The following is a 22,341-nucleotide window of genomic DNA, read 5'->3' as shown; positions in this document are numbered from 1 at the left end:
ATGGACAACCGACAGGACAACAACATTGCCGTCGAGCTGGCGTTGCTGCTCGCGCTGGCGACGCTGTGGGGCGGCTCCTACACCTTCATCAAGCTCGGCGTCGCCACCATTCCGCCGATCACGCTGATCGCGGCGCGCACCACGATTGCGGGCCTGCTGCTGCTCGCGATCATGTGGGCGCGAGGCATCAGGATGCCGACGGATGCCGCGACCTGGCAACGCTTCGCCTTCCAGGCCGTGCTCAACAGCGTGATCCCCTGGACGTTGATCGCCTGGGGCGAGCGGCACGTCGATGCCGCGCTCGCGACCATCCTCAACTCGGCCGGCCCGATCTTCACCTTCCTGCTCACGGCCCTAGTGACGCGTCACGAGGCGACGACACCGCGAAAGCTGGTTGGCGTGGTTGCCGGCATGGCCGGCATCCTGCTGATCGTCGGCGTCGACGCCGTCCATGATGTCGGAAGCGGCCTCGTCGCGGAGGCCGCTATCGTTGCCGCCACCATCTGCTACGCCTGCGCCGCGATCTTCGGCCGCAGCTTCAAGGGCCTCGATCCCATGGCGCCCGCGGCCGGCTCGCTGCTGGCGGGGGCGGCGGCGCTGGTCCCGGCCTCGCTCATCGTCGAGCAGCCCTGGACACTGTCGCCCTCGCTGAGTTCCGTGCTGGCGCTGCTCGCGCTGGCGACATTCTCGACCGCCGCGGCCTTCGTGATCTATTTCCGCCTGATCCAGATCCTGGGCTCGGTCGGCACCACGGCGCAGGCTTATCTCCGCGTGCCGATCGGGGTTGCCATCAGCGTCGCCTTCCTCGGCGAAAGCCTGAGCCGGACCGCCTGGATCGGCCTTGCCTGCGTCGTTCTCGGCGTCGCCGCCATGACCATCCCGGCCCGGCGGCCGGCCGACGTCAAAACGTCATAAAGCCGAGGCGGCGGGGGTCCGGCAGGGCTGCAATATTAAGGATATTCGGCGGCGAGACGCATGTTCCCCCGGGACCGCAATACGTCGTATATTGGAGCTCCAATAGCCGGGTCCTCACATCACCAATGTCCGCCGAATTGACGCCGACCCCTGAGAAAAAGCGAACATTCTCGCTCTCCATCGGCCAGCTCACGTTCGGCAGCTTCCTTCTGGTGCTGGCGGTGATCATCGTCACCTCGACCGCGAGCGTGATCGCGATCCGGCACATCGACACGACCTTTGCCGAGCTGCAGCGGCTGCAGAGCGTCGGCGACCTCGCCGAGGACATCGACCGCCGCATGAACGAGCTGCGGCTCGCCGCGCGCGACTTCGTCACCGATCCCGGCGCCGGCATCCAGTTCAAGCAGGTGGGCGAGGCGGCCTCGACGCTCAGCGACATCCTGAAGAAGACCCGCATCGAGCTCGTGCCCGAGCAGCAGGACATGATCGACGGCGTCAGCGAGCGGCTTGCGACCTATCGCAGCGGGCTGGAGCGGATCTCGACGCTGATCGACCGCCGCGCCCAGCTGCTTGCCGGCCTGCCGCCGCTCCGTGACCAGTTCGACGCGGCTGTCTCTGGCACTGCGGACCGAGAGCTGGCGTCCCGCTTGTCGGAAGCGCAGAGCCGGATCGCGCTCGGGTTGCTTGCGCGCAACCCGTCTGCGGCTGAGCAGGCGGCGCAGAGCATGCGAGCGATGGGCGTCACTGATCCCAAGCTCAGATCGGCCGTCAACGACTACGCCGAGGCGATCATCGCGGTCGCTGTCCGTGAACGGCAGATCGCCGACATCGATCGCGAGGTGCTGGGAACCGAGGGCCGGCTGATCGGCCGCGTCACCGAATTGCTGCGCGAGGTCAGCGCCCGGCGCGGTCACGTGCTGTCGCGCGACTTTGCCCGTACGCTGACGGAGGCGCGCTGGCAGAGCATCGTGCTCGGTACCATCGGTGTGCTGATCGGTATTCTCGCGGCCGGCTTCGTGGTGCGGCGGACAGTCCGTCCGCTCGCCCAGATCGCGCGGTCGATCCGCGCGCTCGCAGCCGGCGAGAAGAACACCTCGATCCCGTCCGCCGATCTCGACAATGAGATTGGCGACATCGCGCGGGCGGCCGAAGTGTTCCGCCGCGCGCTGGAGGAGGCCGACACGGCGCGCGAGGCGGCGGTGCGCGCACTGACCGAGCAGCGCCTCGCCGAAGAGAGCTACCGGAAACTGTTCGAGGGCTCGGTCGATGGCATCTATGTCACGACGCCGGCCGGCGACCTCCTCAATGCCAATCCGGCGCTGGCGCGGATGATGGGCTACGACAGCCCGCAGCAGCTGATCGACAGCATCAACGACATCGCCCACACAATCTACGTCAATCCCGAGGCGCGCGTCGAATATCAGCGGCTGATGGCACGCGACGGCATGGTGCGCGAGTTTGAGTACCAGGTGCGCCAGCGCGGCGGCGACATCCTGTGGCTGTCCGACAGTGCCACCGGCGTCCGCGACGAGGCGGGCAACATCGTCCGCTACGAGGGCACGCTGCGCGACATCACCGACCAGAAGCGCGCGGAAGACGCCATCGCCGAAGGACGGCGCCTGCTCCAGCAGGTCATCGACACCGTGCCCGCGGTGATCAACGTCAAGGACCGCGACCTGCGCTACGTGCTGATGAACCGCTACATGGCCGGCATCTTCGGCATCGAGCCCGGCGATGCGCTCGGCCGCACCACGGCCGACCTGATGTCGCGCTATGGCGCTGCCAAGTCCGACGAGAGCGACAAGCGCGTGCTGACGCTGCGGAAAGGCCTCGGCTTCTACGAAGAGGAGTACATCGATGCTTCCGGCCACATGCGGCAATGGCTCGTCAACAAGCTGCCGCTGCTCGATGCCGAAGGCGAGATCGAGCGGATCGTGACCGTGGCGCTCGACATCGGCGAGCGCAAGCGCGGCGAGCAGGAGATGCGGAAAGCCAAGGAATCCGCCGAGACCGCGCTGCGCAATCTGCGCGAGACCCAGGCCTCGCTGATCGAGGCGGAGAAGCTGGCCGCGCTCGGACGCCTCGTCGCCGGCGTCGCGCACGAAGTCAACAATCCCGTCGGCATCAGCCTCACGGTCGCCTCCGCGCTGGAGCGCAAGACCGCTATGTTCACCGCCGAGGTCGAGCGTGGCGAGCTGCGCCGCTCCACGCTCAACGACTTTCTCCATACCAGCCGCGACGCGTCCTCGCAGCTCGTCTCCAATCTCAACCGCGCCGCCGAGCTGATCCAGTCGTTCAAGCAGGTTGCCGCCGACCGCAACTATTCGGACCAGCGCAGCTTCGATCTCGGTGACCTCACCGAGCAGGTGGTGATGAGTCTGCGGCCGGGCCTGCGCAAGCACAATCTGACGCTCAACGTCGAGTGCCAGCCTGATCTGACCATGAACAGCTATCCTGGACCGTACGGGCAGGTGCTGACCAATCTGTTTCTCAACGCGGTGGCGCACGCCTTCCCGGACGGTCGGCCGGGGACCATCGACATCCAGGTGCGCGAGTCCGGCAAGGACAATGTCGAAATCATCTTCTCCGACAATGGCTGCGGCATGTCGCTCGACGTCCGCCGCCGTGCCTTCGATCCGTTCTTCACGACGCGGCGCGACCAGGGCGGCACCGGCCTCGGGCTGCACATCGTCTACAGCATCGTCACGAACAGGCTCGGTGGACGGCTCGATCTGGATTCCGAACCGGGCAGCGGCACACGCATCCAGATCATCCTGCCGCGCGTGGCGCCGCTCGAGCAGGCCGCGGAATAGCTCGAACGTTTTCGAGCGAAGTAGATGCCGGTCCGGGTGTAGAAAACGCGTCGAAACAACAATCCAGAGCTTCGGTCGATTCAATTAAAACCCGAAGCTCTAGTCGGCCTCTGCAAGCTTGTGCAGCGTCGCGCCGAAAATCTGGCTGGCCTTGCCGACCAGCGCGGTGCCCGTCATGTCCCCGCGCGTCTCCGTGAAGGTGCCGCTGACGCCGATGCCGACCGCGGCAGGCCCGCCGAACAGCGGATTGTCGTCGCCCCGCGGCGAGGTGTGACGCTGGACCAGCACCTCACCCTTGAAGGTGTTGTCCTTCACCGTGTAGCTGCCGGTGTAATAGAGGTAGGCATCGCCGCCAAGAATCTTGCCGTCGCGAAAAAGGATCACGCCGCTGCCCTTGCCGACCCGACCATCGAGCAGGTTCACGTGAATCGAATAGAGGCCGTTCTTCATAACGTCCCGAGGCCGGCCGCCGTCGCCCAATGGCGTAACCGGTAGGCATTTATGCCAAAGCGCATGCGGCCGCGCAACGCGGGAGTTTGGCCGCCGGCCTTGCGAGCCTGTCCGTGAGCCGTAGTTGTCCCGGCTTGTCTATGACACCGCCATGACGGTCTGATCATGAAGCGAGGCCAGTCGTTGCGAATCAAGTTGGCCCGCGAAATGCATAACCATTGTTGCACTGGCCGCGGGGTGCTGGAGCAAGACAAACGTGAGCAACTGGATCGATTCCGGCGGCGAGGAGCCGCGTCTGTACAGTGTGCGTCCCACGATTTGCGAAACACGACAACAGCGGATTGGCGGCGCGGTACGCTGGCGAACCGTGGCGAGCCTCGCTTGCGCCCTGGCCTTGATCGCACTCGCACCCCCCTTCGGGCACGCGCGCGACCGCGGCCAGTTCGTCAACACCAATGCCGAATTGAAGGCCTGGTTCGACGGACTGCGAAGCGGCAAGGGGCCTTGCTGCTCCGATGCAGACGGCTCGGCACTCTCAGACACCGACTGGGACAGCAAGGACGGGCACTATCGGGTCCGCGTCCCGCGCTATGGCTACGTGATCGACGGCCGACCGCAGGAGCTCGTCTGGGTCGAGGTGCCAGAGGAGGCCGTGATCTCGGAGCCGAACCGGGTGGGACGCACCATGGTCTGGCCGATCTACGGCTACATGGGCGTGGCCATCCGCTGCTTCATGCCCGGCAGCATGACTTAGGCGCGCGGGGCCGCACGTCGCCCGGTGCGCCGATGCGGCGCGCGCCGTGTCAGGTATATTTCTTGTCGCGCTCGAGCAGCTCGATGGAGATGCCTTCGGGGCCGCGGATGAAGCAGATCCGCACGCCGGGGCGGATCGTGGTCGGTTCACGCGTGAAGGTGACGCCCTTGGCCTTGATCTCGGCGGCGACGGCGTCGATGTCCTTCACCGTGAGACCGAAATGGTCGAGCCCCTGATGCGGGTGCGGCGGCGGCGGGTTGACCGCGTTGTCGCCCTCGAGTGGCGCAATGAAGATCCTTGCACCTCCAAGATTCACGTCGATCCGTCCGGGAGCTTGCACGATCTCGCCACCAAGGATGTCCCGCAGCCAGGCCGCCGTGGCCTCCGGATCGGGGCTGCGCAGATGGACGTGATCCCAAGTGACGACTGGCATTTCATGTTCTCCCGACGGGTCTTGACGTTGCAGCGCATGTTAGCGGCCTCGGCCGGTGACCGCCACCGCTCTTGCCGACTCGCCAGTGCGCGGGAACCTTAGTTCGTCTTCCGGATTAAGGTAAGCAGTGGCGGAATCCGTTGTCGAACGTGCTTCCGCCGCGATCGGTGAGGCAACCATGAACGCTGGGTTTGACCGCATCGGGTTAGGGCGTTTCGCCGGGCCCGGCGAACGACTGGCGCGGGCGGTGACGATCGCGAGCGTTTCATTTGGGCGAGGCCTGCTATGGCTGTTGGCGGCCATCATCGTCGGTTGCGGCGTCTGGATGCTGCTCCCTGTTTCCAGAGGCAACAGTGCCGAACCGGTGAGGTCTGACGTGGCAGCGGTCGAGACGGCGCCTTTGGGCGATGCGGCCGCCCCGTCGTCGCCTTCCGAAGCTCAGATTCCGACAATGGCAGAACTCGGTCGGATCAGGATTTCATCTCAGACCTGGCGCCGCGGCGGCCTTGGCTCGAAGGCGCTGGTGACGCTCACGCTCCGCAACGACAATGACTATGCCGTAACGGATGTCGAGATCGTCTGCGCTTTTGCGCGGCGCGATGGCAGTCATCTCACCGACCGCAGCCGCGTTCTGGCTGATACGGTCGGCATGAAGAGCCGCAAGACTTTTGCGCGCATTCCTGTCGGCTTCGTCAACGTGAATGCCGATCAGGCGAAGTGTTCGCTTGTGGCAGCACGCCGGACCTAAGGTCGGCATTTTCCGGTAGCGGAAAAGTTACTGTCCTGGGGGCTTGGGCAAAAAACTTGGCGTCGCCATTTGAACCGAACGGCTGGGCCAGGAACCAATTAAATGATCGCCCGTTAAGGCGGAGAGCCCACGCGGGGATGCGACGGGCGGAGCGTGGCCAAATGCCCATTTTTCGGTATTTCTTCTTTGTCGGTGGAGCCTTGCTCGCACTGCTGTTCGCGGCGAACTCCGTTCTGCCGACTTCGCCGGTGACGCAGGCTGTCGCAACCGCAAGCAACGAACAGCCTTTGATCCGGATCCGGTCCGATCGCCACCTGCCGGAGCGCGTCGTTCTCGACACCAGTCAGCCGACGCTTGCCGCCCCTGCGGTGAAGATCGCCGCCGTCGCGGCTCCCCAGCCGCCCGTGGAGAGCATGTCTCCGGCTTTGGCCGAGATATCAGCCAAGGCACGGGTCCGCGAGACGTTCGCCCAATTCACGCCGGCCGCGAAGGCCAATACCGCTGCCGCCAAGAGGACCGAAGCCAAGACGCAAATTCAGCCGCAAGTTCAGGCGCAGGCCCAGCTTCCTCAGGCCCAGCCCCCTCGGACCCCGGCGCAGCAGCCCAAGCGCAAGGTCGCCAGAACGCGTCCGATGCCGCAGCAAGGTGGGCCGATGATGGTGATGGCGCAGCAGCCGCATTTCGGCTTCTTCAACAGCACTTGGTAAGAGCGGGTCCGACCCTTCTCGAATCCGGCGGGAAGGGCTTTTTATTGGCCGGCCTCTCTGCTAATTCGAACCCATCCGAACGTCGTCCGGCCTGCTGGCTCGCCAGCAGCGATCTGGGGCGTCTCGGTTGCGGCCCATTGCCTGGGCCAGGGCGCTCGTAGCTCAGCTGGATAGAGCATCGGATTTCGATTCCGAGGGTCGGGAGTTCGAATCTCTCCGAGCGCGCCACTCAAGCGGTTGAAGGCTAAGCACTTTTCTCAACCTCCTGCTTTTCATTCTGAACACTATCAGCCCCGTCATTCTGAACGCTTGTCGCTATTTTGTTCGCGAGGACGTGAGCATGGCGCTTCCGAGTGGCCGATAGCATCCGCTTGGCGGACCGCTTCGCATAGCCCTCATAGCTATGTTGAGTCTTGTGCGTGGACAGCGCGCGGCCTTGGCCGTCCGTAAGCTCTGCCTCCTCCAGCTCGGTCAACCCGCCGTGCCGGCAAGCGTCCAAGGTGAAGTAGGGTGGAACCCCTTCGATCTTTTTTCGCAGCCGCGCCACGACATGGTTAAGAGAGCTGTAAATCCACGGCTTGGCTGCGCCGTCGCCTAAGTCGCGCAAGATCATGGGCAGCCCGAGCCTGGGGAGCTTCGCCAGGACTTCCTCGGCATCAGGATAGAACAGCGTGACGTTGCCTTTTTCGTCGGCCTCTTCCAGTGGGTGGGGCGCAATCGTGCCCGTCTTATGGTGGGCTACCCGAATGATCGACGGTGCCGAAGGTGCCCGGTAGTCGGCCCATGTGATGTAGCCCGCGACCACGTTCTCCGGCCGCTGGAGCCATTCAAAGCAGATGACCGCGGTAGCGGCTGCCTCTGGATAACCCGCGTCGATCGCGCCCCAGGCGAAGGCGTAGGCCTCGTCCCGAGTGACGGCGGATTTCTTGGCTTTCGCCCGCTTCTTTACCGTCACGCCTTCCCATGGGTTCGGAACGCCGGCCGGAAACTCTTCCGGATAGAGCCGATGGACAACGCGCCACGCCTTGCGACAAAGCCCGATTAGCTTTTCGCCCGTGCGCAGCCGTTGCTTGCCGGCTGCGAGTTTCCTTCCCTTCGCAGTGATGAACTTGTCATAGAGCTTGTCTGCCGCTCGCGGGCTGATCGTCTTGACGAGACGGCCTCCGACACGATCGTCCGACTTGGTGAGGACGTTGCAAATCTCGTCCATTGCCCATTCGTAATCTGAGCGAGACCGCTCCGCGACCTTCTCCAGGTAAGCCTTGCTGATCTTGTATTCGCGAAACAGCCAATCAACCGTTCCGTATTTCGGAGCCATGACGCCGCTTACTGGCAGGCCCTTGCGTGCTTGGTCCCATTCGTCAAACTGCTCATTCAGCGTCTTAGCCCGCGCCTGCATCCTCGCGTAGTCAGTCCCAAGCGGCTCATTGGAGAGCGGGCATTTGATCGCCCGATATTTAGTCGGGACGTTGTAATAATACGCAATCGCGCCGCTCGCGAGCTTTTTGGGAATAACGTGGCGCGGCAGATCGACCATCACAGTTCCTCTGCGAGATCGCCTTGCGCCAGACTTGGGGCTATCGCCCTGTCCAGATCGTCCCTCAACCATAACCGTCTACGCCCTTCCGCCACTCGCGGCTGAGGATACTCTTTGCCAACCCGCTTTAGGAAGTCCTCCGCAGTCCGCTCGCCGCAATAGCCGGCTGCCAGTTCGGCTGCCATGCGCCTGGGCCAAGATCCTGCGGGAATTGCTGACGGCTTGCTCAAGCTTCTGTCACTCCCGCCCGGGCGAAATTGGAATAACTGATGTTGCCGGTGCCGTCCCGCTCTTGCGTGGCAAGATAGGCGTAACCCGCGATGACAAACCCGCGCCTAAGCCCGTGACCGATGCAGTAGGCCTGCGTGGCGTCAATGCGGCGCCAGTTTTCGTTGTGCCGTTTGGCGTCAACGTCTCGCCAATCGTAATCCCGGATAGGCGCAACCCGGCATCGCCACGCGGCGGTGTCCTGTCCCGCCGACTTCGCGGTGTGCTCCAGTTTGGCAAGGTGCGCCTCCGTCCAACCCAGCAGCCCCGTAATCACTTCGCGCCATGGCCCGAAGGCGTCCGCGTCCAACGTCATGCGGACAACCTGAATAACCCCGTCCTTATGAAGTTGCTTCGCGTAGGCCGCTGAGGCCGTCTTGTCGCCGGCCGGATTGGTCGTGGCCCAAAGCAGATCAGCCGGGAATCCGCGTCGGCTGTTGCTGGAGGGATGCAGCTCCCCTGAACCAATGATCCAGGGGAGCCGGGCTGTGTCGGTGAAGTGGTAAACGTGCGTCATTCAGGGTCGCTCTGATAATGCGCGTAGTATTTGGCTTTGAGGGCGTCGATCATTTCCGACGCGTGCGTGACTGCAAAAAACAGCTCGGGCGGATATTGCCGGTTGTCGGTGTCCATCAGGTATTGCGCCGCAATCCGCGCCATCATGGCGCAATCGCAAATTGCTCCCTCCAAATCCTGGAACGCCGCGGCACGTTCGCTGTGACGGGCGAGGGCGGGCGGCGCGGCGGTCGCAACGGTATCGCTTGGCAATTGCAGCATGTTGACGGCTCCCTTAAGCCCCGCACGCGATGGCGGACCAAACAAAAACGACGAACAGAAAAGCGGAGAGGGCGGCCAGCGCTACCAGCTCTTCAACCAGTGAACGCAGCATGGTAGGCCTCTGCGGCCTCAACGGCCCGCGCTTCAAGATGGCCCGCGACTTCGCCGGCAAAGAAAGTCATGAATAGCCGCTCGTCCCGCTCCAGTTCCTCGCCACTGCGGAAGCCGTAGAGCGCTTGGGCAACGGCGGCCTTCGCCCTCAGTTCGTTCGCACTCAAGGGCTCGGCGCCCGTGACCATATGCGGGCTCAAGGCCACAAGCTTGGGCAGAATGCGCACGGCCCGGCGCACATGATTGGTGGCCGAAGCAAATTCGCAGTTGCCGGTGGGATCAGCCGCAAAGCCGGCATCCATCGCACCAAGCAGTTGGCAATACTGAACGCACAAGGCGATAACCTTGCGCTCGCGATCGTTCGCGGCGACTTTCGGCGGAGCCGGCGCCGGACCGTGGCGCCGCGCGACAAGGTGAAGGACAGGCGGGTTCGTCATGTTGCCAGCCCTCAATTCACGCCATGCTCAGCGAGGACGGCGGCGGCGGTCCGCATCATGTGCTTTAGATCGCCTTCGTCCGGGGTGAAGAACACGCCGCGCATTTCGTGCCGGCCGGCGTAGCTCAGCCATTCAGCGACCTCGGCAAGGCTTTGTGGCTGGTAATTGACGATCGCGTTCTCGAACACGCTCCAAGCCCGATGCGCCTTGCTCAGCATCCGTTTGGCGTGAACGAGGCCGCGCGGTCTTGCGGCGTCGTATGCCGCTTGCTGGGCATCCCAATCGGCCAGCAACGCTGCATAGCGAATATCGGCTGCGGCGCGGTCGTCCTCAGTCGTCGCGCGCGTCAGGGCGTCGCGGTGGTCCTTCTCGATATTTTCCCGGGACCTGTAGAACCAGTCCGACGCCGGCATTTCTAGGTCCGGCTTTCCGTCCTGCATCAGCGTGGAGGCGGGGACAACTCCGCCCTTTACCTTGGGCGTCGCCTTGCGGAATTGACCGTCTAGCCGTTCCTCAATCAGCGCCCACTTTTCGACCTCGGCAACCGCCGCGTTCATGCGGGCGATTAGATCAGTCAGGCCGCTTTGTGAGGCTGGGCAGGCAAAGTTGATGACCGGTGCTTGCTTCTGGGCCGGCGTGGCGTTCGTGCGCATTGGAGGGCTCCCCGTCGTGAAGTGACAGGAGTACCGTGCATCAATTCACGATAAATGTAAAGGGCTCAGTGCATAAATTCACGGTCTCGGGCGGACGGTCGCCAAAAAGTTCTGTTCGCCGCTATCGTTCCTGAGCACAAATTCACAGCGGCCGACTATTCTATATTCGTCAGTGCCTGGGAGTTCGTGCAATTGCACGGGCGCGAACAGGCGTCGCTTGGCTGGCTTGTCCGGATCTAGCTCGGGATAGTCCTCCGTCCGGGCGCTCAGCAGTTCCCAGCCGTCGCCCTTTGCCTGCCGTCGCAGATAGCGAAGCGTATGCTCCACCTTGAAGGCGTCCTTCGATCGGCGCTCGACTATGACGGGACCATTTAGCGCGTCGCGCCACGGGTTGGGAGAGTCCGGGTAGGGCGTTTCCCGTTGGACAGTGGCAAGGTCTTTTGCCTCAATCCGCGTGCAAAATAGGATGTCGTCCGGCGCTGCGAGCAAATTCGCACTTTCGTCCCGCATAATATAGGCAAAGCAGTCTTTTGGCTCTCGCACGGTGCTCGTTAGATGCAATGGGCCTACGTCCATGTAAGGAAAGCCGGCAGGCTCTTTCCAGACGTTTGCCTGAACCTCGCCAACGATCAGGGTCCACTTGAAGGGTCGTTCTTTCGGGCCATCCCGCATGAGATCAGCCCTGTGCACCTCATTGAGGGTGAGCCCGGCGGCGTCCTCAGCCTCTAGGAATGGCCCGGGGTTGATCCCGCTTACCTCCGCGATCTTCTCCAGCGTCGTCATGGACAGCTTGAACTTATGTCCTGGATCGTTGAGGGCGCGGGTGAGGGTGGAGGGCGACAAGCCGGCCTTTGTCGCCAAGGCGCCGGGCTTCATCTGCCGCATTTCTAGGACGTGGCGCACATAGGCCAGCGCTTTGGTCTCGAAATTCATGCCCCACCCTATAGCTCCTGCTTTAAATCACTGCTTGGTGTATAAATTCACGCTCTGGACTTGAATCAGCGGAATTAGTATGCATTTATGCACGGATGGCACTGACTGCGCAAATCACCGAAGTTGAGACCCGCTTGGACGGGGCGGGGGTGTCCCTCGGTCGCCTGTTCGACCGGTCCGGCGTCGATCGCTCCACATGGAGCCGCTGGCGGTCGGGGAAGGTGAGCCCGACACTGCGCAAGCTGGATGCCGTGATGCAAGCGCTCGATGAACTGGCGCCGCCTAGTGCACAGAATATCCAAGCCTCCGATAGTACAGCTCTCCATGATGCTTCTGCATCACCTGGTCCCAAGCTCGAAATAGTTCGATCGCCCGCTGACGCTGGGACTCGGGATGGTGGGGGCGCAGAGTGAGCGGCTTCGGGCGCATTTCCAATTCCATTTCTGCCCCTACCGGGCGGACGGACGCGCGGGGGATTGCGTCCGTCCGCCAAGTTCAACCGAGCGACGGAGCGTTACTCGGTTGGACAACGATCGCGGTAGTACGCGGGGGCAAGGTCAATCTGCCGCAATCGCTAATCAGAATTTTTGTGTCGGACAGCACAACCCGCCGTGGTCGCCAAACTTTGCCGGGTCGCTCGTCCTCGAATGCGGCGATGTTAAACGCGCGCTCTCTTGAAAAGCAGGAGAGCACAAATGACGTCGGAATTTTCCCATAAGGCATCGGAGATGCAGGCTACTTCTCTCGACGAGGCTGCCGACCTTCTTCGAAGGTTGGCCGGCGAGCGCCAAGCCGGCGAGTCGCTGAAGGCGGTACTTCGCAGAGTAGGCCGCAAGCTCGGCAACTGGTCTGAAAATCGTATCCGGGATGTTTGGCACCGTGATCCCAGGATCAAGGTCCGGGCGGACGAGGTCAATGAGCTGCGAGCGCTCGCAGAACCCAAGCGCAGATCAGAGACCGTCCATGACTTGGAAGAGCTTCGAGCTACTGTCGCCCGTCTTGCAAAGTATGAAGCGCTTCTGCAGCGCCTCGACGAAGACCTTTATGGCCCGGACATTTCTGCGGCGAGCGATCAGCTTGGCCAAGCGCGCAGCCTTTTGGGAAAGGGCGGCTCTCGACTATGATCCAGAACTGGAAGAGCATCTGAGGAGCCGCCGGGGCTACGGCGACGAGAAGAGTCGTCCCTGAGCCTTTGGCGGCGCAGATCCTCGAAGTTGTGCCGCTGGGTCGGCGCGTTGGGCACAGCGGGATGGTGCAACCGATGGCGAACGATAGATCAATGGAGCGCCTGGAGCGCTTGAGAGAAACCCCGCTCTACAAAGTGAGCCCGAGTGGGATCGATTGGAACAAGAGTCCGGACCGGCCGAAGATCGCTAATGCACATACATTGCTTGGCTGGACAAAACATGATGCGCCAATCCGCAAGGCGTTTCAATTTTTCGGTCTAGACGAGAGCGACCCCCGACACTGGCGGGTACTGATCACATACCTTGCAATGGGTTTTTTCCCGAATCCAAAAAAGGATGGCAAGAAAAACCTTAAAACCTTCCTCGCGGACGCCGAATTGCTCAAGAGAGTCAATCAGAAGCGAGACGACATTTTCGAGCGCGATAAACGGCGGGCCACTGACACCGAGCTGTTGAAGGCGATCATCAAGGAGCACAGCGCGGATTACGACATAGGGGAGCTAAAAAATCTCCGGAAAAAGCTCAACGCTGCCCGAAAAACGTGAGGCCGTTTCCTGCGTCAGCTGCAGCTAGACCTGGCGCAAAAAATGCCCCGTGTTTTTGCGTCTCGGATGCGAGCAAACGTTTGTCCGTCATCAACCGTGAGGCACCCGACATGAACGACCGTTCTCGACTATTCACCCGAGACGACCTGCGCAATCGCTTGGCCGAGTACGGCTACCCCATTACGAAAAGCTATTTTGACAAGATTTGCCTTCCCTCACGCAACGCCGGCCCGCCGGTCGCGAAGATGTGGGGCAAGCGCCCGCTGTATGAGCTTGAGCCGGCCCTGGCGTGGGCAGAATCCAACTGCACCAAACCGGTCGCACGGGCCGCATAACAAAAGACCCGCGCGAGCGACGCTCACACGGGTCTGGTCGGATTGTGCCGAAAGCCTGAACAACTCTAGGCATAATCCACCTCTCCCGAAAAAGCAACGTTCGCGCGATCTCCACTGCTGAAAAATCAGCAGTGCAATCCCGTTGCAATTTCGAGAGACCGAATGAACAAACCTGTTGCCCCGAAACAGCTTAGCCTTCGCGCTGAAATGATGCGCGATGAGCTATCAATCGAATCGCTTCCACCACTTATCGATCCGCGAAACCCCAGATTCGAAGAGACTCCCAAAATCGGGCGGATCGAACCGGAAGAATCGGCGCGCGATGATCGCTCCTATGACGACTTTGATTGGAGCAGTGATCCTTCCGTGGTGCTCCAAGGGCAGCGTGCAACCGCAGTCTACCGAAACAAGTGGGACCATCTAGTTGTCCGGCAGGAAAAGACCTGGGACGAGGAATCGGACCCGTTCTTTGTCATCTCTAAGGAAAATTGCCACACGTTCCTGGATCGCATCTGCGACGTGCTCGATATCCCCTCGATACGAAGGGCGGCACGATGAGTTTCACGGTGAGCCGCGCCACGATGGCGCGCGTGTCCAAGGACGTCCTGCGTCGGGACATTGTACGACGCTATAAAGCGCACGGGAGAGCCAGAAAGCAGACGGGCAAAAATCGCAGCCCGATCGCCAACCTGCGGCTGGTTGAACTGGAACGAATTTTCCGAGATCGCTTCGGGAAGTTTATCCCAGCCAATGAGGCCGGGAATGCCGCGCTTCAAGTTCTGGCGGATGGCTTCGTGCTTGCGGGCGGCAACGGCGCTGCCCGCTTTGCCGGGTTCGTCAGCGCGAGGGCACCGTGGGCGTCCAGTTCTGTCGAAGACATCCTTAACGCGTCGGCGACCTGCAGCCGCTGGCAATCTGCGGATCAGATCGCCTGGCGCATTCAGCTGTCAGCCGCTGATCGCAGCCGTCTGAGAGTCCGGACCATTGGCGCCGTTGGCATCACGGCCCGGCAGCGGAAGGGCGCAGCCAGAGCTAGGAAGATAAAGCTGCAGGCAGCAAAGCGGGAGGCATCCGGTGCCACTCCCAGGGCGAAATCGCTTGTCAAAACCGAGCCCTGGACGGAAGCCGGCATCAGCCGCGCTACTTGGTACAGGCGACTTGAAAAGAGCAGTGAGACGATTTCGGTCCCCATTTCTATATTAGATATAACCAGGACCGAAATCGTCTCACCAGAGAGATTGCAGCCCGCCGGTGAGCCCCAGGCGCGAAGGCGTGCCATGGAATCTGGGACGAGGTTCGTCGGCATTTATCTACCGCGGGCCGTGCTGAAGCATTCCGCCGCTGCGCGTCGGCCGTCGCCTTCGGCGTCGGCATTGGTGTCTTTCATTGATCCGCCATCAGCCGAATTTGGCGCGAAGCTAGAGGGAGCGCGGTAATGGCGCATCTCATGAGTGCCGATGGCGAGGCTTACGTTAGACGCCCCGACTCGGGGGCGGATCGCTGGCACATCCTAGAGCCGTTCATGCCAGACGAGGCGATGGTCCGCGACCCGGAGATTATTGAATCATGACAATGGAGGCGAAGTTGCTCGGCTCGGACGATATTCTGGATGCGGACACGGGTGAGGCTGCCGGCATGGATGCTGTGGCGATCCTAGAGATGGTCTTGTCGAGCCAACAGCGACTAATCGAGTTGGAGAGAGTCGATGCGGCGCGGACGGCGCTAGCCCTTGCTGCAAGCGATTTGGAGTCCATCAAGGCGAATGAAACCTATGAGCGGGCCTATTTTAAAGCTGCGAAACGACTCCGCGAGCGAAAGGACGCTTTTTTACTGAAACGTTAAATGACAACGTTCGGTATTACGCCTATAGTGCAACCACATTGGTTCTCCTTGTCCATATCAAGGAGCCGCGCGTGCAGCCGGACCGCCTAGCGCCCCATTATCCTATGGGCTGACTCCAGGCGAGTGAGACGCAAATCTCAAACATAGCTGTTGGCGCCAGCCGACGAAGCGCAGGTTAGTTGCGTTTCGATCGCCTGCGTCCGCGCTCTCGCCCGGTGGACGACCATGAAAGCCGATCGACCAGCCTATGACGCGCTGGTGCAGGTTAAGACTCCCAAGTTCTTCGCTGATGCTCTGGATCAGGCCGCGAACTCCCGCCTGATGTCCCGCAGTGATTTTGTACGGGCGACATTGGCTGATCGCCTCCGTGCAGACGGGATCGCAGTCGAGCGAGGGGCTGCCTGATGGTTGCCAACATGGCTCGCGCTCTGGCGTTCGGCGCGCTCATTGCAATCGCGGCCATTGGCGTTCTGGCAACTCATGTTGAGGAGAAGTATGCCGGCGCCTTTGATCCGTCGTTCGGCCTCCCATTCGACGGGGCGCGTTGATGTTGGGTCCCCGTCTCAAGCAGGGTCTGATTGTCATGGCTGGTTTTCTGGCGCTCGTCGCGCCGGTGCACGCCCAGAATACGAAGGCCCAGATCAACACGCAGATCACGACGAACTTCCCGGACAATACTGTTGGCCAAATAACGCCACAGGGTCTCCGCGCCGTCACCAGCAATATCGTCAACTCGATCATGCCGACCGCGCCGGTTACGTCTGGGAATCTACCGTGCTTTAGCGGTACGACAGGACTGCTTCAAGACTGCGGCTTCAAGCCAGCGCAACCACTGGCGTGCAGTTCATCGAATTGGTTTAGAACTCTCTCAACTGACGGAACTCTCGGCTGCTCTCAGCCCGCATTCTCCGACCTGAGCGGCAATATCTCCGTGTCGCAGATGAACGGCGGTACAAACGCGTCGCCATCCACGTTCTGGCGCGGCGACGGTACATGGGCCGCGCCATCTCCCGCATTCTCCGACCTGAGCGGCAATATCTCCGTGTCGCAGATGAACGGCGGTACAAACGCGTCGCCATCCACATTCTGGCGCGGCGACGGTACATGGGCCGCGCCATCTGGCGGGAGCGGCGGACTCTTAAATTTGCTGCCAAATACACAGTGGCAGATTATCGACGCTATGCCAGTTATAACGAAGATGAATTTGCAGGGGACCGGCACGCAAGCTGGAGTTTCTGTAACGTCATATTCTGCGGCAGGCGTTTACAATACGTTGGGCACGGCCAACACGCAGCAAATGCAGAACGGTGATTTGGTCACCGTCACGGCTAATGCCGATCCTGTTTTGACGCGCGCGCCGATGCACGTCACAAATCTGGTTGCCAATACAAGTTTTGGTTTGCTGAGTCCTTTTCAAGGGGCTGTTGGCGCTACCAGTACAGCCACCGTCACACCAATTTCGCGCGGCGATATCACGGGCTCGACAACCGTGGGCCCCCTTGGTTGGACGAAAAGCAGCAGCATGATCTTGTGGCGCGATAGTTTCGCCGCCAATGCAAAGGCAGGCTCGCAATATACGCTCGGAATGCGCAAAGGCTCTAGCTCGACCGAAAGCCTCACTTATACCGCGCCCGCTGGCGATTTTTCGCAATTCAAGGGGCGTAATATTGTTTGCGGTGGATGGGTCTTGTCAAAGCTGAATGTTGGAAACGGCCAATGGAAGTTCGCAATTCGCGACGGAACGCAAACCGTATTCAGCAGTACAAATTCAGGTGCATATACATGGGCAGAAGTAACGGCGACAATTTCGGCTTCTGCTACAACATTCGCCTTCGATTTGCAGGAAATCGGTTCAAGCGGTGATGGATATTATCTGAGCCAGCCTATTTGTGCCTATGGCACGTCCTTGGGAACGGGGAATTATATCCAAAATCCTGGCGAGCACGTCAATTTCAAAAATCATCCAGGCTTGATCGCTCTTGTCCCTCTAACGCAAACATTTCCTTCAAGCACGTTTGCTGTAGGCGCCCTAACTTCAACGTTATACGGCTGGGAAGTGAACATAGAGGCCGTGACACAAGGGGCAATCGTTGGAACGGTCAAGAACGTCAACATGCAGGTTGAGTTCGTGTCTCCAACTGCTGGCAAGCAGGCATTCACGACTCCGTGCATCGGGATCGGCGGATTGCTGACGTTCGGCTCAGAACTCAATACGCCAGCTGCAAATATAACCGTTGCATCCAACAGTCTTTTGGCTCTTGACGATGGTTCTTGTTACGATGTTACGACCGCAATCGGCGGCACGCCTGAACCCGGTTATTTCGCAATTTGGACGGCAGCGTCTGGAATGACATATACAAATCTTACGTACGATTTTTATGGTGCGACCCTGCGTTAGGTCGCATCCGATAAGTAGATCAAGGCTCCCTGCATTCCGGCTCAATTGATTGTACGGTGAGATTCGAGTGGTCCAAGGACAGAACAATGGCTGACGGTCAAATCGACACTTCCTTCTATCGGGACGCTGTTTCAGACAGCCCGCTCAAGGTTGCCGGCGAGGTTGCGGACTATCGCAACAAGCTCCCTCCAGATGGAGCGGGGCGGCATCATGACTGATGACGTTTCGGCCGAAAGCAAGATCCGCGAGCAAGCGGCGCGAGAGCGCGATCGGCAAGAGTTCGGCGACAAATGCCATGCGCTTGAGGCTGCAGGATCTCAAGCCTTCGGGGACAAGTGGGGCAGGGCGAAAGCCGATCTCGCCTTACTGGACGATAATGGCCGCATCCCGCTCGACATCCTGTCCGTCGCGCTCGAAACCGACAACCCGGCCCAAGTTCTTCTTGAACTAAGCAGGGATCTCCCCATGGCGGATGAATTGATGGCGATGACGCCAATCAAGCGCGCCATTGCCATGGACAAGCTCGCGACGGCCAAGGTCGCAGCGCAGCAGTCCAAGGCTCCCCCTCCGGTCTATCCGATCGGCGGCAAGGGTGCTCGTGACGACTCTCCGCGCGACACCGACTCCGACGAGGAGTGGAATCGCAAGGAGGCCGCCCGTGAGCGTAGAGTTGCCGACGCGCGCCGTAACGCGAAGAACTGGTGAACTGTAAGCATGACCGATGACAGCATCTTTGATCGTTATGCGCGAGGTACAAAGGCCCCCGTATCGGCAGTGCCTGCGAACGATGACGACGTCTTCGCAAAATATGAGCGCAAGGCCGAAGCTGCGGCCGAAAACAAGAGCGAGCGGATCTATGTTTCGCCCGCGCGTCCTCGCGGCGACGTCGCCAATGCCTCCGGCTTCAACAATCGCATGGTTTCGAGCATTCCGGTCGTCGGCCCGCTGTTCGACAAGGCAACGGCTGCGGTGGGCGCCACCATCCAGCCTCTCCTTGTCAAGCCTAAGGGGTTGGACGATCTCGTAACCGGCAAGACACGCCCGGGCAGTGAGCCAAATTGGTCTGATCGCTACCAGGCCAATCTCGCGCGCCAGGACGAGGCAAACCACCTTTACGGCGAAGAGCATCCGCTGGCCTCGATGGGAGCGGATGTGGCAGGCTCCGGCTTGGCTCTCGGCCCCCTGTCTCAGACGGCGATTGGTGCTCGCATGATGGGTCTTGCCGGCAAATCTCTTGGTGCCCGCGTATATCAAGGCGCTGCGGGCATGGGCGTTCTGGAGACCGCCAATCAAGTCTTGAAAGGGAACAATCCTCTCAACCAGGGCTTTGTCGGACCCGTCCCGCTTGCCATGGCTGGAGGGGCGGCGGGCCCAATTGCCGGTGAAGCTCTTTCTTCTGGAGCCAATAAATTGATGGAGTGGTTGCCCCGCCATACGGGCGAGCTCGCAGGGGTCAATTCCGTTGGCCGCAACATGCTGGTGAACGCTCTAGAAGGGGAAACTCCAGCCTCAATTGCTGAAGCAGGACGCAGGTATGGGCGATCCGGCATGCTGGCCGACGTCAACCAATCGACTACGGACCTCGCCGGTGGCCTTGCGGATATACCGGGCCCGCACAAGCAGGTAGTCCGAGACGCCTACAGACAGCGCGCAGCGGGGCAGGCTGACCGCATCATGCAATCACTGGACCAGAACACAGTGCCGTACGTGCCGGTTTCCGACATGACGAGGGCCATCGAAAAGGCGCGCAGCAGCGGCGCCGACCCGCTATACAATCAATTCCGCACCATGGCGGTGCAGCCGACGGAGGAAATCAAGTCGCTCATGCCGCGCCTTGAAAAGGCCGGCGCATTTGATCTGGCGGAGGAGCTTTCAGGCATTTCCGGCAAGCCAATTGACCGGAAGTTCTTCACGGGTGGGCCTCAGAAGGAATATCCAACTGCCGAGACTTGGGACTACATTAAGCGGGGTCTCGACAGGCGAATTTCGCAGGCCCTCGATAAGACCAAGCCGGATAAAGAACTAGCGCGCGAGTTGCTCAATTTGAAGGGAGAACTGCTCTCGGAGATTGATAAGACGCCTGCTGGTAAAGTCTGGCGGCAGGCGCGCGAAAAATTCGCAGAACACACGGAGCTTCTCCATCAAATTGAGGAAGGGCAGAAGACCTTCGCTCGAAACACTCGATATGATGAACTCGCGCACGAACTGACCAATCTATCTACGCCGGAACGCGCTGCCCGCCTGCAGGGCGCTCGCGATGCCATCCAGCAGGTGATTGAGAATAGCACGCGGGGGGACACGACCGCACGTAACATGCTGCTCAGCCGATCTGGGCGGCAGAAGCTGGATTTGCTCTTTGGGCAGAAACGAGCAGAGCAATTGATCAGCGACCTTGAGTCCGAAGTACTCGGTAAGGGCAAAGTCGAAAATGTGATCGGTGGTAGTCAGACGACGCCGAAGCGGGAGCGGGTCGGAGCAATCCTGCCGACGCCGAGCGAGATGGGCTATGTGTCCAACCTTGATTTCACCCGCCCGGCATCGTTCGTACCGGACTGGATGAAGCCCCAGACGATCATGGAGGGTGCCCGTGCACAACGGTACTCCGACGCGTACAGCCAAATTGCGCCTCTCCTCACGCGCAAGATGGAAGATCCCAGCTTCAACGCTCTGACAAGAGAGCTTTTATCCGATCGTCTAAGGATGACGGATCTTCGGAAGCGTCTCGACCGAATGGGTCAGGCTGCGACTCTTGCCATTGGCGTATCCGGTCAAGCTCTGCGTAATAAGCTTCTTGACGGTGCCGCCACTCAAGGATCGCGTTAGCGACGCCCGAGATGACGTGGGTAATGACTAGCACACCCAGCGTTCCAAGGACGCTGTTCTCATATCCGAAAACTCGGGCGGAAGCGATGACTGCAAACGACAAGGCAAACGCCGGAATGATCACAAGACCTGTCCGGGTGAGGATCGGTTCTCGGGCCATGAGATCTGTCGAAGCCTTTGACGTGTGCGAGGGACAACGTGGCATGTCGCGTATCGACATTGAAGATGCAGCGTTGCCCGGCTCGGGTCAATTGCCGCGTCTCCCGAAAATGGATGGAAATATCCGATACTGGCATCCAGGCAGGCCGTGAGAATGTTGGCACTGCCATCCCATTGATCGCGCGAACGGCGCTTAACGGAACGAGGCACTGAGATGTATCAAAACCCTGAACGGACTGAATATGAGGCGATCGTTGGCCGGCTGCGCGGACACTTCGGGAGCGGCATAGACATCGGCGGTTATACCCGCAACGACCTTATGAGACTTCGTAAGCTCGATGCTCAGCGCGCGGCCGAGGTGGCTAGAGCCCAAGCGGCCCAGCCGCTCAACGACGCAATCGGCCAGTTGGCACTTCAACATCGACGGGCGATAGGTGCATGGCAGCAGATCGCTCTGGGACAGAAGGGCATCGCCGAAAACAGGCGGGAGCATCAGATCCTTGGCTTTGACGTATCTCTGGTGGAGCCTGTCGAAATGCCCAAGGCGATCGAAGCTTCCTCGCCAAGCATTGAGGCGTACGACAAAGCCACGGCCGAAATGTCCAGAATCGCAACCGACCTGGAGAGCAGGGCCCGGAAGCTCAACAGCGCCGTATCGCAATGGGCTCAATCCACCCCGGATCAGCAAAACCGCTCTCTCATCCTCGCCATTGCCGATCGGCTCGACGGACTAGAGGGACGGCTCGATGGGTAATTCAACGTCTCTCGCGCCCACCAGAGTGCTGCGATCTGCTGTCCGGCCTCCGAACGCCGGCAAGGGCCGGAAGAAGGGCATCCCGAACAAGACCACCGCGCTCCTGAAGGACGCCCTGCTATTGGCGGCAGCAAAAGCGGGCGGCCATGGTGGCATGGTGGCCTACCTGGAAAAGCAGGCTCACGCTAACCCGACGGCGTTCATGGCTCTACTTGGCAAGGTTCTTCCGATGCAGGTGACCGGTGAAGACGGTGACGGGATCAGGGTCATCATCCAAGGGCCGGATGCCGGATTGCTGTGATCAAAATCTAAAATAGGCGGAAGTAGATGGCGACGAGACAAAAAACAGGCGGACGGACCAAGGGCACGCCGAACAAAGTCAATGCTGCCGTGAAGGAGGCAATCCTTGGCGCGTTCAACGAGGTTGGAGGTCAAGCCTACCTCGAAAAGGTTGCGCAGAGCGATCCCAGGGTCTTTTGCGGGCTGCTCGGTAGGGTTCTGCCCACTCAGCTGACCGGTGCAGGGGATGAGCCAATTCGAGTAGCAAACGAGAGCGACCGTAGTTCAAGGGATGCCCTTGTTGCGAAAATTGAACAGATGAGCCGCAAACTCGGGGGGCGAACTCCCAGCCAATAACCGACAAGGAACTATGCCGGGTACTGCCAGAAATGAGTCACTTTAAAATGGATAGAAGCCGGCACCAAGTAGGTGCCCCCTTGCCCGTGCCGCCCTGTTGAGCCAGCATTCCTCAAGGACGAGGGGG

General features: G+C 60.8%; 27 protein-coding genes and 1 tRNA gene. 20 read left to right on the top strand and 8 right to left on the bottom strand.

The genetic code is table 11. From position 1 onward, the window contains the following. Together FXB41_RS28215 and FXB41_RS28210 are read left to right on the top strand one after the other, a co-directional pair. Nucleotides 1-915 (top strand): DMT family transporter, encoded by a 915-nt coding sequence (locus FXB41_RS28215; protein WP_007603089.1) that lies wholly within the window; start codon nt 1-3, stop codon nt 913-915. A gap of 125 nt (nt 916-1,040) precedes the next feature. Continuing rightward, complete coding sequence (locus FXB41_RS28210; protein WP_219684073.1) at nt 1,041-3,728, top strand: PAS domain S-box protein; 2,688 nt, start codon at nt 1,041-1,043, stop codon at nt 3,726-3,728. 99 nt (nt 3,729-3,827) lie between these two features. On the opposite strand, the gene FXB41_RS28205 is transcribed toward FXB41_RS28210, so the two are convergent. Next, nucleotides 3,828-4,178 carry a GrlR family regulatory protein gene (locus FXB41_RS28205; protein WP_007603093.1) on the bottom strand — a complete coding sequence of 117 codons (351 nt, stop codon included), beginning with the start codon at nt 4,176-4,178 and terminating at the stop codon, nt 3,828-3,830. 256 nt (nt 4,179-4,434) lie between these two features. Between FXB41_RS28205 and FXB41_RS28200 the strand changes: the two genes are divergently transcribed. Next, entirely contained in the window at nt 4,435-4,932 is a 498-nt protein-coding gene (locus FXB41_RS28200; RefSeq protein ID WP_219684072.1) for a hypothetical protein, read from the top strand. 49 nt (nt 4,933-4,981) lie between these two features. Here FXB41_RS28200 and FXB41_RS28195 read toward each other — a convergent pair whose 3' ends face one another. Next, nucleotides 4,982-5,365, bottom strand: coding sequence for a VOC family protein (locus FXB41_RS28195; RefSeq protein ID WP_007603095.1), 384 nt, complete (start codon nt 5,363-5,365; stop codon nt 4,982-4,984). 178 nt (nt 5,366-5,543) lie between these two features. Between FXB41_RS28195 and FXB41_RS28190 the strand changes: the two genes are divergently transcribed. The 3 genes from FXB41_RS28190 to FXB41_RS28180 all read left to right on the top strand — a co-directional run bounded on the left by FXB41_RS28190 (nt 5,544) and on the right by FXB41_RS28180 (nt 7,048). Next, a complete protein-coding gene (locus tag FXB41_RS28190) occupies nt 5,544-6,113 on the top strand; it encodes a hypothetical protein (RefSeq protein WP_219684071.1) in 570 nt (189 codons plus the stop codon). A gap of 161 nt (nt 6,114-6,274) precedes the next feature. After that, nucleotides 6,275-6,820 (top strand): hypothetical protein, encoded by a 546-nt coding sequence (locus FXB41_RS28185; protein WP_007603097.1) that lies wholly within the window; start codon nt 6,275-6,277, stop codon nt 6,818-6,820. Nucleotides 6,821-6,971: 151 nt separating this feature from the next. Then, nucleotides 6,972-7,048, top strand: a tRNA-Arg gene (locus FXB41_RS28180). 16 nt (nt 7,049-7,064) lie between these two features. Here FXB41_RS28180 and FXB41_RS28175 read toward each other — a convergent pair. The 6 genes from FXB41_RS28175 to FXB41_RS28150 form a co-directional block, all read right to left on the bottom strand. After that, nucleotides 7,065-8,357: a hypothetical protein gene (locus FXB41_RS28175; protein WP_219684070.1), complete on the bottom strand. Its 1,293-nt coding sequence runs from the start codon at nt 8,355-8,357 to the stop codon at nt 7,065-7,067. A gap of 226 nt (nt 8,358-8,583) precedes the next feature. After that, complete coding sequence (locus tag FXB41_RS28170) at nt 8,584-9,141, bottom strand: hypothetical protein (RefSeq protein ID WP_219684069.1); 558 nt, start codon at nt 9,139-9,141, stop codon at nt 8,584-8,586. Continuing rightward, nucleotides 9,138-9,401, bottom strand: coding sequence for a hypothetical protein (locus FXB41_RS28165; protein ID WP_219684068.1), 264 nt, complete (start codon nt 9,399-9,401; stop codon nt 9,138-9,140). The genes FXB41_RS28170 and FXB41_RS28165 overlap by 4 nt, the downstream gene beginning before the upstream one ends. A 92-nt stretch (nt 9,402-9,493) precedes the next feature. Further along, complete coding sequence (locus FXB41_RS28160) at nt 9,494-9,949, bottom strand: hypothetical protein (RefSeq protein ID WP_219684067.1); 456 nt, start codon at nt 9,947-9,949, stop codon at nt 9,494-9,496. An 11-nt stretch (nt 9,950-9,960) separates the two neighbouring features. Further along, nucleotides 9,961-10,602 carry a hypothetical protein gene (locus FXB41_RS28155; RefSeq protein WP_219684066.1) on the bottom strand — a complete coding sequence of 214 codons (642 nt, stop codon included), beginning with the start codon at nt 10,600-10,602 and terminating at the stop codon, nt 9,961-9,963. Nucleotides 10,603-10,680: 78 nt separating this feature from the next. Then, nucleotides 10,681-11,535: a helix-turn-helix domain-containing protein gene (locus FXB41_RS28150; protein WP_219684065.1), complete on the bottom strand. Its 855-nt coding sequence runs from the start codon at nt 11,533-11,535 to the stop codon at nt 10,681-10,683. 695 nt (nt 11,536-12,230) lie between these two features. On the opposite strand from FXB41_RS28150, the gene FXB41_RS28145 reads away from it, so the two are divergent. The 14 genes from FXB41_RS28145 (at nt 12,231) to FXB41_RS28085 (ending at nt 22,214) form a co-directional block, all read left to right on the top strand. Further along, complete coding sequence (locus FXB41_RS28145) at nt 12,231-12,659, top strand: hypothetical protein (protein ID WP_219684064.1); 429 nt, start codon at nt 12,231-12,233, stop codon at nt 12,657-12,659. A 68-nt stretch (nt 12,660-12,727) separates the two neighbouring features. Then, nucleotides 12,728-13,267 carry a hypothetical protein gene (locus FXB41_RS28140; RefSeq protein ID WP_219684063.1) on the top strand — a complete coding sequence of 180 codons (540 nt, stop codon included), beginning with the start codon at nt 12,728-12,730 and terminating at the stop codon, nt 13,265-13,267. 80 nt (nt 13,268-13,347) lie between these two features. Continuing rightward, complete coding sequence (locus tag FXB41_RS28135) at nt 13,348-13,602, top strand: hypothetical protein (RefSeq protein WP_219684062.1); 255 nt, start codon at nt 13,348-13,350, stop codon at nt 13,600-13,602. A 162-nt stretch (nt 13,603-13,764) separates the two neighbouring features. Continuing rightward, entirely contained in the window at nt 13,765-14,160 is a 396-nt protein-coding gene (locus tag FXB41_RS28130) for a hypothetical protein (protein WP_219684061.1), read from the top strand. Further along, nucleotides 14,157-15,038 carry a hypothetical protein gene (locus FXB41_RS28125; protein ID WP_219684060.1) on the top strand — a complete coding sequence of 294 codons (882 nt, stop codon included), beginning with the start codon at nt 14,157-14,159 and terminating at the stop codon, nt 15,036-15,038. The genes FXB41_RS28130 and FXB41_RS28125 overlap by 4 nt, the downstream gene beginning before the upstream one ends. Nucleotides 15,039-15,168: 130 nt before the next feature. Further along, nucleotides 15,169-15,444, top strand: coding sequence for a hypothetical protein (locus FXB41_RS28120; RefSeq protein WP_219684059.1), 276 nt, complete (start codon nt 15,169-15,171; stop codon nt 15,442-15,444). A 404-nt stretch (nt 15,445-15,848) separates the two neighbouring features. Continuing rightward, entirely contained in the window at nt 15,849-15,992 is a 144-nt protein-coding gene (locus FXB41_RS28115; protein WP_219684058.1) for a hypothetical protein, read from the top strand. Nucleotides 15,993-16,027: 35 nt separating this feature from the next. After that, nucleotides 16,028-17,842, top strand: coding sequence for a hypothetical protein (locus FXB41_RS28110; protein ID WP_219684057.1), 1,815 nt, complete (start codon nt 16,028-16,030; stop codon nt 17,840-17,842). Nucleotides 17,843-17,928: 86 nt separating this feature from the next. Further along, nucleotides 17,929-18,060, top strand: a complete 132-nt coding sequence (locus FXB41_RS41555; RefSeq protein WP_283843470.1) for a hypothetical protein — start codon at nt 17,929-17,931, stop codon at nt 18,058-18,060. Continuing rightward, nucleotides 18,053-18,547 carry a hypothetical protein gene (locus FXB41_RS28105; RefSeq protein WP_219684056.1) on the top strand — a complete coding sequence of 165 codons (495 nt, stop codon included), beginning with the start codon at nt 18,053-18,055 and terminating at the stop codon, nt 18,545-18,547. The genes FXB41_RS41555 and FXB41_RS28105 overlap by 8 nt, the downstream gene beginning before the upstream one ends. A 9-nt stretch (nt 18,548-18,556) precedes the next feature. Continuing rightward, nucleotides 18,557-20,665 carry a hypothetical protein gene (locus FXB41_RS28100; RefSeq protein ID WP_219684055.1) on the top strand — a complete coding sequence of 703 codons (2,109 nt, stop codon included), beginning with the start codon at nt 18,557-18,559 and terminating at the stop codon, nt 20,663-20,665. Between the two features lie 373 nt (nt 20,666-21,038). Then, the gene (locus tag FXB41_RS28095) at nt 21,039-21,578 is read left to right on the top strand and encodes a hypothetical protein (protein ID WP_219684054.1); all 540 of its coding nucleotides are present in this window, start codon (nt 21,039-21,041) and stop codon (nt 21,576-21,578) included. Further along, nucleotides 21,571-21,879 (top strand): hypothetical protein, encoded by a 309-nt coding sequence (locus tag FXB41_RS28090; RefSeq protein WP_219684053.1) that lies wholly within the window; start codon nt 21,571-21,573, stop codon nt 21,877-21,879. The genes FXB41_RS28095 and FXB41_RS28090 overlap by 8 nt, the downstream gene beginning before the upstream one ends. A gap of 26 nt (nt 21,880-21,905) precedes the next feature. Further along, complete coding sequence (locus tag FXB41_RS28085; RefSeq protein ID WP_219684052.1) at nt 21,906-22,214, top strand: hypothetical protein; 309 nt, start codon at nt 21,906-21,908, stop codon at nt 22,212-22,214. Nucleotides 22,215-22,341: the final 127 nt, after the last annotated feature.

Source organism: Bradyrhizobium canariense (genome assembly GCF_019402665.1).
Taxonomy (GTDB): domain Bacteria; phylum Pseudomonadota; class Alphaproteobacteria; order Rhizobiales; family Xanthobacteraceae; genus Bradyrhizobium; species Bradyrhizobium canariense.
Note: the sequence above shows the minus strand (reverse complement) of the source record. Positions and strands in the feature narration are given on the sequence as shown.

What these genes read in the sequence shown, in the direction of transcription:
- FXB41_RS28205 (WP_007603093.1), bottom strand. Translation starts at nt 4,178, where the DNA reads ATGAAGAACGGCCTCTATTCGATTCACGTGAACCTGCTCGATGGTCGG.
- FXB41_RS41555 (WP_283843470.1), top strand. Translation starts at nt 17,929, where the DNA reads ATGGCTGACGGTCAAATCGACACTTCCTTCTATCGGGACGCTGTTTCA.
- FXB41_RS28095 (WP_219684054.1), top strand. Translation starts at nt 21,039, where the DNA reads ATGTATCAAAACCCTGAACGGACTGAATATGAGGCGATCGTTGGCCGG.
- FXB41_RS28145 (WP_219684064.1), top strand. Translation starts at nt 12,231, where the DNA reads ATGACGTCGGAATTTTCCCATAAGGCATCGGAGATGCAGGCTACTTCT.
- FXB41_RS28105 (WP_219684056.1), top strand. Translation starts at nt 18,053, where the DNA reads ATGACTGATGACGTTTCGGCCGAAAGCAAGATCCGCGAGCAAGCGGCG.
- FXB41_RS28160 (WP_219684067.1), bottom strand. Translation starts at nt 9,949, where the DNA reads ATGACGAACCCGCCTGTCCTTCACCTTGTCGCGCGGCGCCACGGTCCG.
- FXB41_RS28175 (WP_219684070.1), bottom strand. Translation starts at nt 8,357, where the DNA reads ATGGTCGATCTGCCGCGCCACGTTATTCCCAAAAAGCTCGCGAGCGGC.
- FXB41_RS28155 (WP_219684066.1), bottom strand. Translation starts at nt 10,602, where the DNA reads ATGCGCACGAACGCCACGCCGGCCCAGAAGCAAGCACCGGTCATCAAC.
- FXB41_RS28185 (WP_007603097.1), top strand. Translation starts at nt 6,275, where the DNA reads ATGCCCATTTTTCGGTATTTCTTCTTTGTCGGTGGAGCCTTGCTCGCA.
- FXB41_RS28100 (WP_219684055.1), top strand. Translation starts at nt 18,557, where the DNA reads ATGACCGATGACAGCATCTTTGATCGTTATGCGCGAGGTACAAAGGCC.
- FXB41_RS28110 (WP_219684057.1), top strand. Translation starts at nt 16,028, where the DNA reads ATGGCTGGTTTTCTGGCGCTCGTCGCGCCGGTGCACGCCCAGAATACG.
- FXB41_RS28085 (WP_219684052.1), top strand. Translation starts at nt 21,906, where the DNA reads ATGGCGACGAGACAAAAAACAGGCGGACGGACCAAGGGCACGCCGAAC.
- FXB41_RS28120 (WP_219684059.1), top strand. Translation starts at nt 15,169, where the DNA reads ATGACAATGGAGGCGAAGTTGCTCGGCTCGGACGATATTCTGGATGCG.
- FXB41_RS28165 (WP_219684068.1), bottom strand. Translation starts at nt 9,401, where the DNA reads ATGCTGCAATTGCCAAGCGATACCGTTGCGACCGCCGCGCCGCCCGCC.
- FXB41_RS28150 (WP_219684065.1), bottom strand. Translation starts at nt 11,535, where the DNA reads ATGAATTTCGAGACCAAAGCGCTGGCCTATGTGCGCCACGTCCTAGAA.
- FXB41_RS28210 (WP_219684073.1), top strand. Translation starts at nt 1,041, where the DNA reads ATGTCCGCCGAATTGACGCCGACCCCTGAGAAAAAGCGAACATTCTCG.
- FXB41_RS28215 (WP_007603089.1), top strand. Translation starts at nt 1, where the DNA reads ATGGACAACCGACAGGACAACAACATTGCCGTCGAGCTGGCGTTGCTG.
- FXB41_RS28130 (WP_219684061.1), top strand. Translation starts at nt 13,765, where the DNA reads ATGAACAAACCTGTTGCCCCGAAACAGCTTAGCCTTCGCGCTGAAATG.
- FXB41_RS28125 (WP_219684060.1), top strand. Translation starts at nt 14,157, where the DNA reads ATGAGTTTCACGGTGAGCCGCGCCACGATGGCGCGCGTGTCCAAGGAC.
- FXB41_RS28190 (WP_219684071.1), top strand. Translation starts at nt 5,544, where the DNA reads ATGAACGCTGGGTTTGACCGCATCGGGTTAGGGCGTTTCGCCGGGCCC.
- FXB41_RS28195 (WP_007603095.1), bottom strand. Translation starts at nt 5,365, where the DNA reads ATGCCAGTCGTCACTTGGGATCACGTCCATCTGCGCAGCCCCGATCCG.
- FXB41_RS28115 (WP_219684058.1), top strand. Translation starts at nt 15,849, where the DNA reads ATGGTTGCCAACATGGCTCGCGCTCTGGCGTTCGGCGCGCTCATTGCA.
- FXB41_RS28170 (WP_219684069.1), bottom strand. Translation starts at nt 9,141, where the DNA reads ATGACGCACGTTTACCACTTCACCGACACAGCCCGGCTCCCCTGGATC.
- FXB41_RS28090 (WP_219684053.1), top strand. Translation starts at nt 21,571, where the DNA reads ATGGGTAATTCAACGTCTCTCGCGCCCACCAGAGTGCTGCGATCTGCT.